This window comes from Sphingobacterium ginsenosidimutans (genome assembly GCF_039536865.1).
Lineage (GTDB): Bacteria > Bacteroidota > Bacteroidia > Sphingobacteriales > Sphingobacteriaceae > Sphingobacterium > Sphingobacterium detergens.
Genome location: NZ_BAAAZK010000002.1, coordinates 301,885 through 321,433 on the forward strand (window position 1 = coordinate 301,885; position 19,549 = coordinate 321,433).

Below are 19,549 nucleotides of genomic sequence, written 5' to 3' on the forward strand. Positions count from 1 at the left end.
AAATTAAAATTTTACAGATGTACCAAACGTAAATGTTAGGGGCGGCTTAACTTTGTCCTGATACAATGGGTCTATTTTTTCTTTATTGGATACCCACAACAATCCCAGATTGGAAACATTAGCAAAGCATTCCAATTTTGCTCTATTTTTAATAGCGCTTGCATATGACAAACGAACATATTCTAGGCGAATATGATCAGCCCGAAGTATATTGGATTCAGATAACCGATAAAAACTATCCCGCAATTGATCAGCTGGATAGATCAGCGCTGGTACTACAGTGTGTGATTCATCCCCTTGTTTTTGCCATCGCTTTTCAAAATCCGCATAGGCCTTCCCATTAGAAAACAGCTGGGTGTAGCTGGTCGTATTTTTCATGAAATAATAATCACCATAAAAAGAAGCGTACACCGCCAACGCCCAATTTTTGAAAGAAAACTTATTTATTATGGATCCAAATACCTGCGGTTTGGACGATCCTTTAAAAATAATATTTCCGTTTTCTCCTAGATTGAGAGGCTGTCTTCTAATAGCGGTATAATCAGTACTGGGAACACCATTTAGAAAACCCTGAGGATTTCCCTTTGCATCCAGCCCTGCAGACCTATACCCCGCAATGCCATATAATGGATAATCCGGAACAGGGGTAATCGACGATCCTATGTCCAAAAAGCTGCTCACATTCATTCCATTGGCGGCATAATATGTTCTAGTTTTGCTTTTGTTCCAGGCTAAATTGTAGATCGTTGACCATGAAAATTTCCCCCGGATATTATCAGTCTCAATCACAAGATCAGTTCCCCGGCCATCCATGCTGGCGACATTTTTAGTGATAAAAGACTGATAGCCCCATGTTGTATAATCGTAGCCTGTCAAACCGTACAAGTCTGTACCACGCTTTTGATAATGATCAATTGATCCACGGATGCGGCCATCCAAAAAAGATAGATCTAAGCCAACATTGAACGTTTTGATCTTTTCCCAACGCAGATAAGGATCGTTTAGCTGAGCGATGATCAATCCAGAGTAAGGCGAATAGTTGAATGTCGTCGATTCAGCCACAGGCAATGCCGTCTTTCGAAGATCTACATTGCCACTCACACCATAGGATGCCCTTACCTTTAGCCGATCTGCTTTTGCCTCCTTGATCCACTGATCTGGCACATGCAGGTAGGCTCCCACTGACCAAAAAGGAGACCATTTATCATTTGCTGCCACCCCGAATATATTCGCAGCATCACGCCTTACACTTGCGGTAGCCCCTAGTCTTTTATTATATTCCACATTCCAATTGGAATAAGTAGACACAAATCTATTTATACTGCTATTCAGTACGGGTCTGCCAGGAATTATGCTGGTACTATAGCTAATCCCTATAGGAAAATCAGATACGAAGTCTATTGCGGCATTGTTAAGAGGGTCAGAGGTATATCCGTAAAGTGTGCTCGATTCCCCATCAGTTTTACTTTCCCTTACTTCAGCTCCCACTATACCGGATAGCTCGAACTTGTCCCAAACCTTATTGACATTGATCTGTCCCCGCCAATTGTAGGACCTGATATTTACATTGTTTTTTAATACAATATCCCCCATGGGAACGGGATACTCCATACGGTCTGTAGCTTCGTTATAGCTCGCATAGGAGTTGATCATGACCCTTGTGTAGTAACTATCCAATCCATTCCTTACATTGTCGGATGCCATCTGATTCTGGATCTGATAAGCCAGGACCAAATCGATAAATGGCAATATTTTATAAGACAACTGTGCCTGCCCTAGATATTCATTGCGTATAGACCTATTGTCAACATATCTGTAATCTTCAAAGGGGACATAGTCCCATGACAGAAGTTTACCGGGCAAGTAATTGTCTGTATATATTTTATCATATGTGGTTTCAAGTACTAGACCATTTCCATCGGCGTCTACCAGATCCATATACGGCGCACGTATATTGCGGTACCTGAATGTTTCGAATGCAGGTTTACCAGCATGGCTTTTAGCATTGGTGTACTTAAAACCAATATCCAGATGGAGCTTGGGCAGGAGCATCATCCGGTCATTAAAATCAATATTTATTTTTTTATTTTTCGCACCGTATTGATTTTTATCAAAGGTATAACCTACCGCCAGGTGAAATTTGTTTTTTTCTGTCCCATTTGATAATGAAAGTGCATACTGATCTAGTAGTGGGTACTCCATGAAATAGTCCATATAATCACTTCTGCTATCTATATTTTTAAGAGCTGTCAAACGTTGATCAAGCAGTCCACCGTCTATTTTACCAGTCTTATGCTGTTGGAGCAGGCTAACCACAGGTGTGAGTGCACTAAACGGGCTACGGCGTATATTACGATCATAATACCCATTTTTAAAGAGCATTTTTTCTATTTCTATAAACTCCTCTGCAGGCATTTGATATACATCGTACAGATCAGGTTTTTGTGCGAATTGAATGGACTTGTTCAGGGTCACATTTGTACGGCCGTCTGTGGCCTTAGCATTTTTACTTTTAATGACCAGTACACCATTACCTGCACGTGCTCCCCAGATGGCACTTGCGGCGGCATCTTTAAGAATCGTAATGCTTTCAATATTATTAGGATCTATATTCTGTATGGCGCCCTCATAGATAAAGCCATCCAACACAATCAAGGGATCCCTAACGCCATTGATTGTACTGAGACCACGTATCGAGAAATTCAACTTTTGATTGTCCGAGGCCTGTAACTGGTTATCAAAGAATACCGCATTGGCGACGTGGTTGAGTCTGTCCAAGATATTGCTACCTACATTTTGATTGAGCTGCGACTCATTGAGCACCTGAGCCGATCCGGACAGCTGGTCAGCTCTAAGCGATTGATAGCCTGTCTGGACCTGGACCTCTTCAATTTCTATTGACTTAGCTGTCAGACCAACTGCTATATTCGTATCAAACCCCTTCACAAAAAGCACCCTATCTGTATACCCCATGTGATGAAAATGCAAAGAATCACTGGTGATATTGCCGATTTCAATTTCTCCACCCGGTCCTGCCTTAAACTTCTTTTGTGTAGACTTCGAGGTAATTGTCACCCCTGCGATCCCTTTGCCGGTCGCCTTGTCGTATACCCTCCCTTTTAGTACCTGACCATAGCACAGTACCGTAAGAAGATTTAATATCAATAAAATAATGCTATTTTTCATTGTACTGATCATGCTTTTTTAAATGTAATGGTGGGAATATCCTTTTCGACTTTTATCAACCGGATACCTATTGTGACTAGAAAATCCTGAAGGGATTTTATATCAGTCCAATCAAGATTTTTTGGGATCTCTACTTCAAAAAGGCTTGATTTTACTGTTATCAGGTCATTTACCGGCAGTTTAAGACTTGTATAAATCATGGATCTTAACTCCCTGAAAGTGATATATTCCTTGTTACCTTTTTTATCAATAAAGCGAACAGACGCTTTCAGTTTATCGGGATCTGCCATCTCCATTTGCCAAAAAGGAGTCTTTTCTATTGTCCTTACCGGGCCTACTTTGAAGTTGGATAACAGACAATCACGCAGCCTTTTCAAGATATCATCTTCCGTTAGCGTATCCGACGATTGCACTTCAAAACAAAAAACATCCTTACGCAACTCAACATTATTCAATGCCTTTTGCACTGGTTCGGCTACTGTTGAATCAATATGGATTGCCCAACTTGGCACCTCAAAAAAAAGAGTTCGGAAAGCATTAGCGTATAGGATATTAAGCTTTAGATTTACCATTCGGTAGACGTAGGTACCATCTTTCTTATAAAATTGACCAAAATTAGGGCTTAGACCATCTATATATCCTGTAAACAGCTCCTCTACTACTGGATAGGTCGACAACCGTAGATCGACCTGCTCCCGGATGGAAGTGTTCGTCTGAAAATCCAACCTATCATTTTTTAGATGAGCATGAAGCGGAGAGTTGTTAAGCACCCGATCAATTGCATCCGTCGTAAGGCCTTCGGCATAGGTACTGCCTATGTATTTGCCATCATAGATCCACACCATATGAGGGATAGAGGCATGAGCAAAATATTTGTCCAGATACTTGTCCGGATATATATATTCCATTGTTGAGAGATCAACATTAGACATCGCCTTGAGTTTGGCAAAAGCTTTTACGATCCGTTCGGGAGAGTCTTTTGTGCTTTCGCTATTCACTTTCAAAAAGGCTACCTTATCGCTGTATGAGGACTCCAACTGTCTTATATGCAACATACTTTGCATACAACTGCCACACCATGTCGCCCAGAAATCCAATATGATCAGCTTTTTATTACGGTAATCGCTCAGTTTTACGGTTTTCTTTCCTGTGGGATTGTTGACGACGGCAAGCGGTATATCCCACAGTGACTGTGGAATGGTATCACCGACATGTAGCGCCTTCATCGAAATTAGCCCATCGGCCCCGCTGTCCTTGCGGGGCGTCTGAGCCGATAAACTAAACATAGAAACTATCAGAGCTAATACCATAAGAGCTCTGATGCTCTTCAATGCCTTAAAAGAAAAATTAGATGATTGAAAAACTAGAACTAAAAACAGGCATGTCAACGAAATGCGAAAACACCTTTTATAACTACTTAGATAAATAACACATTTTAAAACCTTCTGAACGCCTATTTTCTTTTGAACAACTAAATACTCATTCTCATACACTCGAGTATCACAGATCGCTTGTAAACCTCCTGATTTCAAACTATATCCATCTGCTCCAATTACCAAATCGGTATTCTGCATTTTTGCTGGTATTTCCATTGCAGGTCCAAGCTTATACCTGCGGTTCACCAGAAAGCCACCGAAAGCCTGTCCCTGTTTGGTAACTATTTGGTAACTCTTTAGTAGCTCTTTAGTACCTTTCCAGTACCTTTTTGGTACACTCTCAGCACACTGCCGGTAGCTTAACCGTGAATCAATAGTGCCTTTAGTGGCGGGGAATAGACCACCTAAGTACCTACCAACTCCTGAGCAACTTCGTCCGCTCTTCGAGTGCTGTTCGGGTGATACGTTGGTTTTCCTCGGGTCGCTCCCGAACAAAGCCAAAGGAAAAGTAATGCAAAACCAATGGCTAGGCAGAATAAAGTAAGGTGTTGGGAGGGTATTGGTCAGAAGAAAGTCCAAAGGTGGTACGGCTTCTTTTTTCGGCAACCGACCAGCACCCTTACAGCTCAATCTGTTAGCGTGCCCGGCCAGTGCCTGGCAGATGTAGGTAAAATATATACGTAATCGAATCAGTATCGCTACACCTTCGCTCCTTCGGGTGGTCTTCGGCAACGCTTCGGGCCTTCTTCGGGACTCGTTCGAGACATGTTCGGCTACGCTTCGACTCGGCTTCGGCTCCGCTTCGAGTGGGCTTCGACTCGCACCCGAAGGGCAGTCGAACAGCAGCCGAAGCAACCCCGAAGAAGTGGCGACGTAGGCTCGAAGCAGGTTCGAAGAAATGTCGAACAGCCGCCGCAGGCCAGTCGAATAAAGCTTTGGTTTTGTAAGCTTTTGCGACAACTTTTTACTTGTTAGCTTGCTTCCAATAATTAAGTATGTATATAGCAGCAGAAAAGCACTTTGATAGCACGTTTTTCCTTTGTAAATATGCTTACGCAACAGTTGCGTAAATAGTACTATATCTGTGCTTAAGGAGTGCTTTGTCCGTACTGGAGATATGCTGGTAAAATATAGCCTAAAAAGCACTACTAATTTAAAGGCCAGAGGCCATAATTTTTTGGATTTAATTTGGTTTGAGTAGGAGGAACCTTTTCCAGTAGGCAGTTCACTCCCACCCTTATAAAAACTGTTCATTTTTAAAGGTGTTGAGGGCTGTGACCTGCTGACTCGGTTCTTTTTATTGATACTTACAAACGTATCCTCTTGCTCCTAAGCCTAGCTTAGGTCACAAATAAAAAAATTGTTGTAAATGCGGGAAGCGCAAGACGTTAAAATGACAGTTTCGAGTATTTCATAATTGGTTCGATACGTCTTCAGCAGCAAAAAAGTCATTGTATGACTTTGGTCGCCGAGCTACTCGGGGGCAGTGATGATGTTCTTTGATTGTTGCTTTTTGTTCATAACTCGTTTGTTTATAAAAACGAGTCTTTTGGCAGATGTTAGAAACAGCAATGGCGTGACATCCAACCTACCGCTGTGAGGCCCTGAGAAGCCGTGGAACGAGTAAGCGGACGCCACGCCATTGCCGACGGGCGTTTGATTCCACTTATCGCCTTGTTCCATTTGAAATTTCTCAGGTTTCACAGCCAAGACTCATAAGTGCATCCACCTGTATGAGATGGTGCAAATGTATTGTTTTAATCTACTAAAGACAAATTATTACGCCTAAAACACTATCAGATGTATTGAAAATCGTGGTTTAATCCGCAAATAATCGTATCTTTACTTCAAAAGTAAAAAACCAATTACTTATAAAAAAATGGTAAAGAACCGGTAAAATACCGAACACATTTAAATTTGTCAGAATATGAGTATTGCATTCCAAGAAGAAAAAATACACGAAGGAAAAAACGTAAAAAGAATTCGTGAAATAATGGGATTAAAACAAGATGCCTTGGGTCAAAAGTGTGTGAGTAAACTTGATCAAAGACGTATTTCTGAATACGAAAATATGTGGACTATTCCAGAACCAACTTTGCAGGAATTGGCAGATGCTTTAGGGGTAACTGTCGAATTTATTCGGGCGTTTAATGAAGAGAAAGCAATTTTCAATATTCAAAACAATAACACATTTGATGTTCGTGAGAGTTCCTTCGGGCTCAGTAACCAGCCAAACATCACTTACAATAATATTGATAAAGTAGAAGCACTTTTGGGAAAACTCGTTCAGGACGATGCCATTAAAACTCAAGCAATTTTGGATTTGACTAAAGTCGTTGCTGATTTGGCGGAAGAAGTGAAGAGGTTGAAGGGTGGAAGTTGAGGCGCTATTAGAAAAAGCTATAATGAACCCACCTCCAGAGGAAATAATATTGGGTAAACAGATCAAAAATAGAATGATTCCAATCAAATTCCCTTATTTTGTAATTTAAAATAAGTTAATCAAATATGAACCATAAAAATGCCCAAACATTCAAATTAAAGATAAGTATATTTTTTTATCTTCGTTGTAAAAATAAAAGTATCGTACCATTGACCCAAATATAAATGTATTTAGAAAAAGACAAGAATAATTTTTTTTCAGCAACTGATTCTCTAAAAAAATATAGAAGAGCCGATTTATTAGATGAAAGAGGAAACACGTTAATACAAGAATTATACATAGACCTATTACCTAATAATCAAGTATTTAAAAGTTGCCTAACCGATAATACTACATTTTTAATTGGAAGAAAAGGTACAGGAAAATCAACGATTATTTTACGGTTAGAAAACGAATATCGAAAGAAAAAAGAGTATATTTCATGTTATCTAGATACAAAAACTATATTTGAAAGTGCCAAAAGTGATTTCACTTCATTTGATTATTTAGCAAACAAATTACCTCAAAAATCCCTAGATAAATATTTAATCGAAAGAGCATTCATTCAGTCAATTCTATCCCAAATAATAAAAGAACTAAATAAACAATTTCAGTCAACAATTGACAAAATAAAAGGTTTGTTAGGTTTTGACAAAACAAATGAAGTTCAAAAAAAACTTGAGGCCTTACTATTAAGTGTTGAGAATAATGAACACTTAAAATCAATTGAACTACCGATAGTCACAGAAGTTAATAGAAGACTAAAGTCTGCTTCAGAAACAATTGTTGAAAGTCGGCAAAATAACACAATCGAGCTTGATGTGAATAAACGCAATTTGGGAGGGAAAATAAGCGCAATTGACGACGACAAGTCAAGTAATACAAATCAGGACGAATGGGAAAATGAGTTCTCTCAAATATTTCTAAAAGTTTTTCAGATAAAATCAGTTATAAATAGCGTAAAGGATATATTAGCAATAATTAATATTAAACATCTTATCATATTTTTAGATGATTTCTCAGAAATTGACGAATCATCTCTAAAAAGATTTGTTGACGTTGTATTAGCTCCACTAAATAATTGGTCTGAAGAATTTGTGAAATTTAAAATAGCTGCTTATCCTAGTAGAATCCATTTTGGCGATATTGATAAGGGCAAAGTTGACATCATCGATCTAGACTTTTACAACTTATATTCTGAATTTGATAGAAGTACAATGGAAGATAGAGCGATAGACTTTACGAAAAGATTAATAGAAAGTAGAATTCAACATTTCTCAAATCAACCAATTGAGCATTTTTTTGACACAAAAAATGAGTCGATCGAGGAATATTATAAACTTATATTTCAAATATCAATGAATGTTCCAAGAATAATTGGATACATACTATTTTATTGTTATCAGAGTAATATTCTATACAATAACCCGATAAATAAAAGAGCTTTAGAAGCAGCCTCCCAAAGATATTATGAAAAAGTAATTTACTCATTTTTTGATACTACCACTTATAGTCTTATATCTTATGATGAGAAAATTAGTTCCTTACAACAAGCTGAACTTCTAAAAATTTTTACCGAGAGTCTAAAAGATATTAGAAAACGGATAGTAACTGGAGATCTGTCGGGGGAAGCCTATAAATCTACTACGACAAATCCTTATACGTCACATTTTTATTTTCCTCCAATTTTTGAAAAATTCGTAAAAACCTTAGAGCTCAATTTTTTTATATCTAAGTATAACGAAATGAGCGATAGAGATGGAAGCAAAGTTTCTGTATATTCGATAAATTATGGACTTGCAGAAATAAATAATTTAAGGTGGGGTAAACCAGATGGTTCAGCATATAGAAAATATTTCATAGCAAGGCCATTTGATTTTACTAAAAAAGTAGAAGATTTTTTAAAGGAATCAAAAAAAATCGTCTGTATAAATCCTAATTGTACAAAATCTTATCCGTACGAACAGCTTCAATTTCTTGAATTTAACAAAATGAGATGTATAGAATGTCAGAGTCCAGTTAAAATATCATCAGTTTCTGAAAGTATAAGTGAGGATCTAAATAAGATTGATAAATCAAAACTACTTCCCAAAATTGAGTTTTCATTATTGTATGAATTACATAAAAATGAAGAACCAATGTATGCAAGAGAAATTGCAGAGGAATTAGATGCATCATCTAATTTAATTGCTGCGAGAGGTCGACGGCTTGACGACAAATATGGCTATGTAAAACGTGTACATAATGGACAAATTTATGCCTATTCTATAACAGAAAAGGCTAAAAAGGAATATTTTGATAAAAATTTAATACGATAATCAAAGAAATACATTTAAGATTATTTAAGTAAAGAGAAGACAATAATTTTTTTGTTTTTTACATAAGAAATTATCACCAAAATAGACAGTAATAAATATGGATATCCTAATAAAAAGAAAGGAACCGAAACCTTCTATTGTATTAGATACTTATTGGAAATTTGCTGAAGAAAGACAGAATATATTTTTTAATCGTATATATCAAAAATATCCATTAACGAATGATCCAATACTAGACAAGCACAAATTCACAAATGCCTATAGGGCATCAGACCGTGTAAGTCAATATTTAATAAACAATGTGATTTATTCGAAGTATTCATTTTCAAATTTGGATACTCTCTTTAGAATTCTACTTTTCAAAATTTTCAATAAAATATCGACATGGGAACTGATTGAAGGTAAATTAGGAATTATAAATTTTGAAAACTTTAGCTTTAAAAGAATAAATCAGCTGCTTACAGAAGCTAAACAAAGTAAACAAACCATTTACTCTGGTGCGTATATAATGACCTCTGGCCAAAGTATGTTTGGATATAAAAGCAAACATAGCAATCATTTAAAATTATTAGAGAGGTATGTCACTCCCTCCTTGCTGCATAGAATAGAGAATTCTAGATCATTGCAAGAGATATACAACATTCTTCTAAATATGCCAACTTTCGGCCCTTTCTTGGCTTATCAATATACCATAGATATCAATTATAGTAATATCATTGACTTTAGTGAGATGGACTTTGTAGTTCCTGGTCCAGGTGCCAGAGACGGTATCAAAAAATGTTTTGTTAATTTAGGCGATTATACAGAAGACGATGTAATTCGATGGGTTACGGAAAAACAAGAATCTGAATTTGAAAGACTGAACATTGAATTCAAAACTCTATGGGGCAGATCTTTGCAACTAATCGATTGTCAAAATTTGTTCTGCGAAACTGATAAATATGCACGTGTTGCCCATCCAGATATTCAAGGCATTTCAGACAGAAAAAGAATCAAACAGATATATAAGCCATTAAATAATCAAATTTCTTATTTCTATCCTCCAAAATGGGATATCAATAATTATATCAAAGGGGAATAATATCAATATCCCCTTTGAATTTTTCATAAAATTAACCTCCTTTAAATCTTGTAAAGTCAGATTTAAACTTACAAGGGAATCCAATCATACCTTTTTTCCTTGATTGTAACTCTATATGCTTAATCAATTCATCCGCTATTTCAGGATCTCTAATGTACCTATATCCTTGACCTTTTTTTAGAACATCTCCTTTAATTTCATGTGGAATTGCGATCGCATCTTGTCCAAAATAATAATAATTTAGAGAAATCAATACATTTGTGCTTTTTGTATCCTTCTTTAAATTGACCTCATTTATCAGACCTCCTGTAAGTGAATGATGAGAATCAGATTGATGCCAAATTCCATCTTTTAGTTCATAAATGTTGTCTCCATACATCTGAATTTTGCTTCCCAGCATATTGGGCTTTTTATGTTTAAAACGTTGATCTGAAAAATAATCATTGAAAGAAATTATTTCATCAACTTTCATTGCATAAATTAACTTGTCTCTACCAACATTTTGAACTGATCCTGTGCCAAATATCCAATCTCCAACCTTAGCTGCTTTGCGAATATCGGGTTTGCATGTTGCCAAAGTGCAGACATTTCCATAAGGATTTGGAGCAAAACCATAGTCTCTAGCAACTACATAACTAAAATACCTCATACTAACATTCACTCCTTTCTCCATCGCCATTGACAGTTGTATTCTTTCCTTCGGGCGTATACCATCCGGAATCATCCCCTTGAATAATCTTATCAATTTTATCAAGGTCAAAAGGAATAACTCCAGAACCCATTTTTTTCAATGATTCTGGGATATCCTCTTCTCCCCCATCTCCTACATATATTCCAACGGGTCCCTTACCACAAAGTACAGATGTCTCGATTTCGAAATCTACGTCTTCATCGCAATTCCCATCAATTAATATGAGAACTAAATCGCAATCTTTGACTACATTTTCGATATCTTCTCCATTTTCTTTGTTATAAGAACTGAGTATAACTTCGTAACCTCTATCTTCGAAATCTTTAACTATTTTTTGTAACTCAGCGTCACTAATTGAATTTTTTGATAAATAAATCTTTTTCATATTAATTTTCGTTTATAATTTTATTTAATACCGAATTATAGAACTTGGCCTGCCCTTTATATTCCTGGTAGTAAGAAAGGATAGCATTTCCCCAGTCTGAAGCAAAATCGCTTTCTAAGTCTAAAATGACATCTAAATCTCCATTTCGAAGTTGTACCTCATAATTCGCAAGTTTTTTTATATTATTATCGTAATCTTGTAACGAGTTAAAGGACAAACTATACCTGTGACTAGCATCTTCAAAATCAACTACATTTGCAATTTTTTCAACTTTTGACTTATGTCTTTCATAATAATGAAAGTTATTAGCCATATGATAATAGACACCAACATCTACTCCCAAAATTCCTGCAAATATTTCTTGCAAAAAGGTATAATTGAAAATATTGACTCCAGAGGCTCCCCACATAAAATCATTTGAACGCATATGTACAAATACATCTAATTTCCCATCATTGATTATGAATTGTATATTTCGTGTACAAGGGCGATCTTTTGTTTCCTTAATCTCTCCTGAAGAATCGAAACAATCTTTCGCTGGATCACCAATTGTAATAATGGCTTGTCTACTGTTAGGGTCTTTTTGTAAAAGATCAATTATAAACTTAAATTGATCTATACCGCCACTATAATTAGAGGAATAATCTTGTCCAATATTATAATCGCTATTTCCCCCATTCCAATATCTAAATCTTGGGCCGTATGCTCCCCTCAATGTTATACCATCATCTGAGAATTCAGATAATCTTTCCAAATAATGGGCCGGCATCGCCAAATCATTATGCCCCATACCTAGCCATAATGATTCTACATATGGCAAAACAGGATTCCATTTTCGTTCGGTAATTGTCACAATCCTAGCTCTAGGGTTAGTAATCTTACAGATAACAGGATAAGGAAGCTCATAGCAAATTTGCCCCCTTATTTCACGCTCACGCCCATCCTCAATGAGCGTTTTTGCCATTCCGACCAAAAACGAATTAATTCCTTGAAATTCCATCATATCCATTAAATAAAACTAACATGTTGCCTAATCCACTCCCATGCTTTCTCAGGTAACCATCCTTGATAGTTTCGCCTTACTTCGATAACTAATGCTAAGTCATTTCTGTCAATATGTCCACCTATTCTATCATATAACTCATTAGCACTTTCTGATGTATAGATAAGCCAAGTTGAATCCAAGTAATGCCAATATGCCGGAGATTTTTTCAACTCTCCATATAATCCTTCATAATCCTGTCCAGACTTGTTTAAATCATAACTCACAACGTAAACTTTACTCATAACAGCCTCCTTCTTTTGATGCTACCTCAAACATTTTTACATATATGTTGAGGTAGGTATTATAAATTGTCCACATCTTTCTTTTCAAATTTTCACACTTACTATATCTGAAAAGATTTCCTCGAAAATCTTTAATACTTAATCCTTTATTTTTAAACATTTTCTCCCATTTTTTAATTTTATTTGAGCCATCAATATCAATAACTAATTTCTACTGCAACTCAGCAAAACCCAAAATGAATTTTGATATCGATAGTTCAATAATAACTGCATACGTGATTATTTCTAAAGGACAAAGGGCACAGTCCGACCTTATGATACGTTTGGAGTGAGATGTCTATTTACGGTTTACCGTAAAAATTCTTTGTATATGTGAAATAAAAACCTTTATTTCGCGTTAAAATTATACAATAAAAAACACTTCAATTATACCTCTCTGGTATGAATGATAAAATTTCGGAGGGCTAAGTGCGGGAACACTTAGCTCTTACTTTAATATCATCTTCCTCTTTTTCTTTCTATCTACATAACTATCAATTTTTAATCAAAAATACTATTTTTATTAGCTGATTTTCATCAAAACATACGCCTTTCTTTCCACACTTATTTATAATCTATTTTCATCTGTTCAACCTTCTCAAGAATCTCCTCGACAGGCACTTTTAATTCATCTCCCATCCTAATAACCTCATTAGGCATTTCATCTTCCATAAGAGTCATCAAAGCATAATAAATAGGTTTAAAAGCCTCTTTCAACTGAATGTTTTTATCAAACTGTCGTAACAAGAAATGATACTGATGTTTGGCCATAAGCAGAACTAATAACTCATTAAAAATTTCTAAAGAATCTTCTCTACTAGTATCAATACTTTCAAAAACTTCAATAACATTAGGATTAGAATAATCTTTTCCCCAAACGGAGACAAAAGCTTTCAAAATATTATATGGATAGAATCCTTTTAAAGAGATTAAACTATTGGCCTTCTTTATAACATTCTGAGCCAACTTATAATCTCGAAGAATATTATTGTAGTAAACCAACAATATTGTCGCGCTTACCATTGCGTTAGGACTATATTCTTTCTTCGTACTAAACAAGTCAAGCGATTTCTCTAAGTTTGGAATAATCTCTTCAATTGCAACCGAACTATCCTTTGTCAATTTATTAACCAATGCTAATGCAGAGTACACATAATAATCACCATCTTTTTCTAGTCCTTCGATCCATTTATTTACCTTCTCACTATTTTTGACTTTGAGTGCGTAGAAACCCGCTACAGTTTTTCTGGATATTATATGATTATTATAAGCAGAAAGAAGCAGTTTTTCCATCTCAATCAAATTTCCCTTCGATTCATAAACATCGATAAGCTTTTCCCAAGTGGATTTCCTGCCAAGAGAAATGGCCTTTTCATAATGACCCTGAGCTAAATCATACATATTTTGAAGAAAATATCCGTCCCCTATCACCTCTTGGGCCAATGCGGCATCGAGATCCTCACTTTTTTCTACAACTTTAAATAAATACTGATAATTGCTTAGTTCTAAACAAATAAATTTAAAAAGCACTATACTATCATTATCAACTTGATCAACCTTATATAAAGTCTCTTTTGATAGAATATTATTACCCAATTTAAAATAACAATGAGCTAATAGCAAATTAGTATTTGTATCCCGTTCTTTTACGCCCAATAATGCTTCTACTGTTTTATTAATATTTCCTTCATTGTAATATTTAATTGCAACAGCCATTCTTCTATTATGCATATTAGGCAGATACTGACGTTGCTCTTCTCTGAGAACATTTGAGGTTTCATGCACAATTCCATCCACTTTCTCAATATCAAACTTATCTGAACTGGCTAAAGCCTCAGCGATCAGCAATGCAGAATTTGACATGTATTTACCCGAACGTAAAGCATTAATATGATTTTTAATAAAAGCATCAAAACTATCGTCATCATCATACCATATTTCCAAAAATTTTGTAAGCCAAGCTACACGCTTCCTATCTCTTCGATCTCCATTACGCATTAGATACCAGATATTGAAAAAGCGTTCTCTGAGTTGATACAAATAGTTTTTAGTGGTAGTCCCCTTTTTTTCCACTACATTATTTTTTTCCAACTGACTAAGTTGGGCGGAGATCAATTTTGTAGACATCGATTTGCCATCTTCCCTAATTTCGCTGGCAATCTCTTTGGCGCTCACCGCATCCCATTTCTTAGCAATCACATCAACAATACGTCTCTGTTGTACAGGTAAATCTTCTATCCGATGTTTGTACAACGGTGTCGCCTTATCAAGGACCTTTTCTAAATCTTCAAGAGCCTTGCCATTCGGATCGTCTAATAACACTTGATAAAGCATCATAATGGTGCGTATAACTCCGCCAGTAAGTACCGCCAGGGTATCTATTTTAGCTTTATGCTTAACTAGATCTATACGTCTAGGTTCTGAGCAATCTTCCTGTAGCTTGGAGATTAGTTCATAGGTTTCGTCTTTTGTTAATCCCTCGAGATAGACAATATGAAAGAACTCAAAAAATGGCTGACTGTAATCGTGAAGATCATTGATAACAACGGCAGATGCTCCTATAATTCGGATATCGTTGCATTCAATTAGGATCTCTCGAAGTCTCCTTTTTTCCTTTTCACGAAGATTGTCCAAGAATAACTCGCCAAAATTGTCGAAAAATATAATTAGCTTTTTTCCATGTTCTCGCAACTTTTCTATTAAAAAATTGAAACAAAGACGCTCATAATCTTCCAGATCAACAAATCTATCTGTATAGTCATAATAAGCCCCATTCGTCTCAAAGTGTTCATCCAAGTACTTCAATAGCTTTTCCCAAAGACTTGCTAAATTATTTATATCATAGGTTTCTTCATTAAAAAATACGGGAATCAACCAATTACTGAGGGTCTCTGTACGTTCTATTTCATATTTCAACCTCAACAATAATGTAGTTTTCCCCATTCCTCTTTGTCCCTGAATCAAATAGTGTTTTTCAGGATATTGCATAGAACTCCTACTTATATCTTTGAAAATTTTTTCAAAGGTTCGGGTACGCACTACGAAATTCGCAATAAGATCATCTTCGCGAAGACTTGCTGGGTTATATAATGTTATCTCTGCCATTTTTCTCAATCTATTTAATCATCTACACATGTGGCGTCTACACCATAATTGAAGGATTGGAGATGTATACCTATATACAGAATCCTCTATACTGTAAAAAAGATATCCATCGCCTTCGAGCATATTCTTTATTCGCTGTATATCCTTGATATTATGTTTGACAGAAAAATCTATCATTACATCCTCTTCAACTTGATCATACAGCGCAACATGTTTAAGTATATCAATCACAAATTGGTATTCCTCCGCCTTGAATATACTATTCAATCTAGCAAAGTAAGGTTCAAACTGTGCCCTGTTCCTCACATGAACAACCTGTTCAAAGGCTCTATCAACAGCTTTCGCATCCAATTCTTGTCCTTCTACTTCATATACTTCAATCAACTCTTGCGCAATCAATTGTAGGTGGAAAGGAATATGCCATTTCATTTTATCCAAAACATATTTCAAAACATCTTTATCGATAGCTAGGTCTTCTCCTTCCAGAAGTTTCTGCAAAAAATCCCCTGCCTCAACCTCAGTCAATGCACCTAATTCTACCGTTCTTAGATCATTAACTGCTGTTAGTTGTGTTACTTGTTCTACCATGGGATACAAAGAAAGAGACCCTGTGTAGATAAACTGAATTTTTCCTGTTACATCTGGATGGTGCCTCAACGCTCTATTTTTCTGAATAAATCTTTCAGCAATTTCTTTATTTGCGCTATTCAGGATATTTTGAATAGTTTGTGGAAATTCGTCGATTTGAATAACTAAATGCCCAAGATCATTTTTGACATGGCTAAAAAGTTCAATCAATAAATCATAGTAATCCGTTTCACCACGCTCTCGAAGTTCAACATTATAAACTTTTTTTACTTTGTCCATAATACCATATAAAACATCTCGAAATCCAGCAGATAACTTCGATAAGTTATTAATGGCCTTGCTATTTAAGAGGGTTTCAAAAACCACCTTAAAAAATTCATTGTCAGATTCGACAGATTCTGTAATAACATATACAAAATAATAGTTAGGTTGAGGAAACTCCTCCATGTATTTTAGTATAGAAGTCTTACCTACTCTTCTTGGTGCAGACAAGTAAATACTTGCATCAGAATTTAGCACTCTATAGAGCTTTTTAATTTCCCTATCTCTTGGATAAAAAGCATCGCCCCTGGCTGGATTACCTAAACTATTTTTCATGCGGCTCTCATTTGACAATAAATCTACTGTCAAATATAATGACAAAATTTTTATTGCCAAAATGTTTGGCAATAAAAATTTTGTCAACTCATAAATATTTAAAAATATCTGATTATTTACAATGTTAGATTCAAGCAAGAGCTAATTATATACATTAACCATAATCTCTTTCATCAATTATCTCAATAAAAAGAAACAAGCCACTCACGATACGCAGATTTTTCTTTATATTGTAAGTACCTAGGATCCGGAGATTATTCTGGTTTATAGGTTTAAAAGTCATCAAAATAAAGCTATTGTTTTTAATGAATACTCCAGCTGAAAGTCTTTTTGGCTTTTTCGCTACAAGATCTAAAATCCTAGACGTATATGAATAAAGCATATAATTATGAAAATGTCCAAATTGGTAATTTCCTAATTTCAATTGGCTACTATCTCAGTGAATATAATTTAAGTTTACCAACCTCAATTAATCTCTTACAACAAACTCCGTTAGACTATAAAATCGGCGATATGTTTGGAATGCTCTCAGGGAGTTTTTTTATTATCGAATTCAAAAGGGAAAAGCAAAACCTGAAAAGTGAATTGGAGAAAAAACAAAGAGTCAAACTCATAAATTATTTATCTGTAAATAATCCACCCGAAAAAATAATCTCAAGAAAATCCCACTTTATCTGCTATCCCAGATTTATGGATAAAAATATTGATTACACCTTACAACCCTATATTACGATCGATACTCCACAACAATATCCTGAATTCGATATCAATGGAATCTCCGCATTTTTAAAAGCCTTGTTAGATACAAATCACATAGGAGCCACATTTAACGAAATCAAGGATTATATTAAGCTATTACAAAACTGTGCTGGCGATGATTCTTCAGATGCTTCGGGCTTAACATCTGGTATATTTTTGAATTTTGATAAAAACGAGGGTATAAGATATATAGTTTACGACAATCTCAATTTTCTCACTCAACAAATACATCTAAAACATGAGATGAATAGAGGTATAGGCGAGAGCCAAGACAATACATTAAGTCGAGGTCGGAAAATGAGATAAGTAGTTTATTAGGACTTAAGAATACCGCAACGCTACCCTTGGTCTTTTCATCAACATTCCAAGGACGTATAATTCTTTTCTTAATCTTTCTACTAGCTCTAAAAATGAGATCAGGATAACACTGATTATTAAAAGCTTTATTTTTTGTATAGCTTGCTTTCATGCAACGCAATAAAATAATTACGTTTTCGGCCTTTTACAAATAGCACATTATACGATGGTGAAACCCGCTTTCCAGCTATCAGTATCGACCTCATAGGGCGAAATCTCAAAACCCTCTATCTGATCGCTGAAACCTCTTAATTTTGAAGTTCTCGCTAAAGCCGCCTCGGCAAGTTCTCTGGAACTATATACCCCGATCAGCATAACGTCCTCGCCCCCATCCAATGTCTCGTCAACATAAGTGTACCATAATAAATAAACATGTTTCATACAGTCACATATTTTAGGTTTTATAATTTGAAAATTCCTTTTACCGATTAAAACTATATTACTTAATGGCGTAAATTACTGCGCTATTTCGTCTCCCGACTATTCATGCTATCTTGAATTCTTTTGCCACTTTTTATAGAAGATCTTCCCATGCCGGACTTTCTCCTACAATCATATTTTCACGCATGATTTTATAATCCGCTTCCCACTCTTTTATCACCTCCACAGGCGGAAGGATACGCAACTTTCCTTTTTTATGATTTTTGTTCTGTTTTAAGATTTAACCACATAATTTTAGGATTGATAAAGCTTAGTTATTTCTTTTTGAATCCAAACTGGAGCGTATTTCAATTGGGAATCAAGAACTTGTTGATCGTTTTTTTTGACTGAATATTTGATTGTGCTTAAGAATTCTTCAGAAAGTCCCTCTTGACCTTGTTCTTTAAAAGCTGAAACAACCAACTGTAATAATTTGTCTTTTATCGCAAAGCTTTTGGGTACAGTACGTTTAAATTTGATTGTACGCTTACCTATTTTAATATCCCGTTGTGAACCATCTGTTAGATAAACGGCTTTTAGTGGCACCTGCGTAGTCAGCCCTAATATATATAAAGCTAGTACACCTGTCGGCGCAATACGAGCTTTGTCTCGCTTTGCAATTTCTTTAGCAATTTCTTCAATACTAGGATATATTGTACCCAATAAAGGGTCCTTTTTAGGTTTAATATAAATACCATGAGCCAATCTTTCAATAAGTCCATCATTCTCCAGGCGAAAAAGTGTCAACCGGATATTCTCTGGTGTTCCATAATTTCTAAAGTCGTCTGCGAAAAAAAATTCGCCACGAGAAGACTTAAAAATCTTTGTTTCTATCTTATTTCTAGATGTTTCTGGCATTAAAAATCATTTAAACTGTAACAAATTTAGTAAATATTTGTTACAACAAAACAATCTATCGTATTAAAATAACAGTTCTA

The 19,549-nt window shown here is 35.6% G+C and carries 14 protein-coding genes; 4 read left to right on the forward strand and 10 right to left on the reverse strand.

Going from position 1 to position 19,549, the window contains the following annotated elements; translation table 11 throughout:
* Positions 1–3: 3 nt before the first annotated feature.
* On the reverse strand, positions 4–3,186 hold the full coding sequence (locus tag ABFX33_RS01090; protein WP_346083720.1) for a TonB-dependent receptor plug domain-containing protein: 3,183 nt from the start codon (positions 3,184–3,186) through the stop codon (positions 4–6).
* An 8-nt stretch (positions 3,187–3,194) separates the two neighbouring features.
* The gene (locus ABFX33_RS01095) at positions 3,195–5,522 is read right to left on the reverse strand and encodes a TlpA family protein disulfide reductase (RefSeq protein ID WP_346083722.1); all 2,328 of its coding nucleotides are present in this window, start codon (positions 5,520–5,522) and stop codon (positions 3,195–3,197) included.
* A gap of 967 nt (positions 5,523–6,489) precedes the next feature.
* On the opposite strand from ABFX33_RS01095, the gene ABFX33_RS01100 reads away from it, so the two are divergent.
* From ABFX33_RS01100 to ABFX33_RS01110, 3 genes are all read left to right on the forward strand, one after another.
* Entirely contained in the window at positions 6,490–6,945 is a 456-nt protein-coding gene (locus tag ABFX33_RS01100; RefSeq protein WP_346083724.1) for a helix-turn-helix domain-containing protein, read from the forward strand.
* Between the two features lie 224 nt (positions 6,946–7,169).
* Entirely contained in the window at positions 7,170–9,302 is a 2,133-nt protein-coding gene (locus ABFX33_RS01105; RefSeq protein ID WP_346083725.1) for a hypothetical protein, read from the forward strand.
* Positions 9,303–9,399: 97 nt separating this feature from the next.
* Positions 9,400–10,383 carry a nucleotide kinase domain-containing protein gene (locus ABFX33_RS01110; protein ID WP_346083726.1) on the forward strand — a complete coding sequence of 328 codons (984 nt, stop codon included), beginning with the start codon at positions 9,400–9,402 and terminating at the stop codon, positions 10,381–10,383.
* A 31-nt stretch (positions 10,384–10,414) separates the two neighbouring features.
* On the opposite strand, the gene ABFX33_RS01115 is transcribed toward ABFX33_RS01110, so the two are convergent.
* The 6 genes from ABFX33_RS01115 to ABFX33_RS01140 all read right to left on the reverse strand — a co-directional run bounded on the left by ABFX33_RS01115 (position 10,415) and on the right by ABFX33_RS01140 (position 17,075).
* Positions 10,415–11,056, reverse strand: coding sequence for an Nmad2 family putative nucleotide modification protein (locus ABFX33_RS01115; RefSeq protein ID WP_346083727.1), 642 nt, complete (start codon positions 11,054–11,056; stop codon positions 10,415–10,417).
* Positions 11,034–11,459, reverse strand: coding sequence for a hypothetical protein (locus ABFX33_RS01120; protein ID WP_346083729.1), 426 nt, complete (start codon positions 11,457–11,459; stop codon positions 11,034–11,036). Before ABFX33_RS01120 ends, ABFX33_RS01115 begins: the two co-directional genes overlap by 23 nt.
* 1 nt (position 11,460) lies before the next feature.
* Positions 11,461–12,462, reverse strand: a complete 1,002-nt coding sequence (locus tag ABFX33_RS01125; protein WP_346083731.1) for a thymidylate synthase — start codon at positions 12,460–12,462, stop codon at positions 11,461–11,463.
* 5 nt (positions 12,463–12,467) lie between these two features.
* The gene (locus ABFX33_RS01130; protein ID WP_346083732.1) at positions 12,468–12,746 is read right to left on the reverse strand and encodes a SinR family protein; all 279 of its coding nucleotides are present in this window, start codon (positions 12,744–12,746) and stop codon (positions 12,468–12,470) included.
* Positions 12,747–13,349: 603 nt separating this feature from the next.
* Positions 13,350–15,890 (reverse strand): winged-helix domain-containing protein, encoded by a 2,541-nt coding sequence (locus ABFX33_RS01135; RefSeq protein ID WP_346083734.1) that lies wholly within the window; start codon positions 15,888–15,890, stop codon positions 13,350–13,352.
* A gap of 18 nt (positions 15,891–15,908) precedes the next feature.
* On the reverse strand, positions 15,909–17,075 hold the full coding sequence (locus tag ABFX33_RS01140) for an AAA family ATPase (RefSeq protein WP_346083735.1): 1,167 nt from the start codon (positions 17,073–17,075) through the stop codon (positions 15,909–15,911).
* Positions 17,076–17,444: 369 nt separating this feature from the next.
* On the opposite strand from ABFX33_RS01140, the gene ABFX33_RS01145 reads away from it, so the two are divergent.
* Entirely contained in the window at positions 17,445–18,140 is a 696-nt protein-coding gene (locus ABFX33_RS01145) for a hypothetical protein (RefSeq protein WP_346083736.1), read from the forward strand.
* A 210-nt stretch (positions 18,141–18,350) separates the two neighbouring features.
* Here the strand turns inward: ABFX33_RS01145 and ABFX33_RS01150 are convergent, their stop codons facing one another.
* Positions 18,351–18,572, reverse strand: coding sequence for a DUF7336 domain-containing protein (locus ABFX33_RS01150; protein ID WP_346083738.1), 222 nt, complete (start codon positions 18,570–18,572; stop codon positions 18,351–18,353).
* A 294-nt stretch (positions 18,573–18,866) separates the two neighbouring features.
* Positions 18,867–19,469, reverse strand: coding sequence for a DUF6088 family protein (locus ABFX33_RS01155; protein WP_346083739.1), 603 nt, complete (start codon positions 19,467–19,469; stop codon positions 18,867–18,869).
* Positions 19,470–19,549 lie beyond the last annotated feature (80 nt).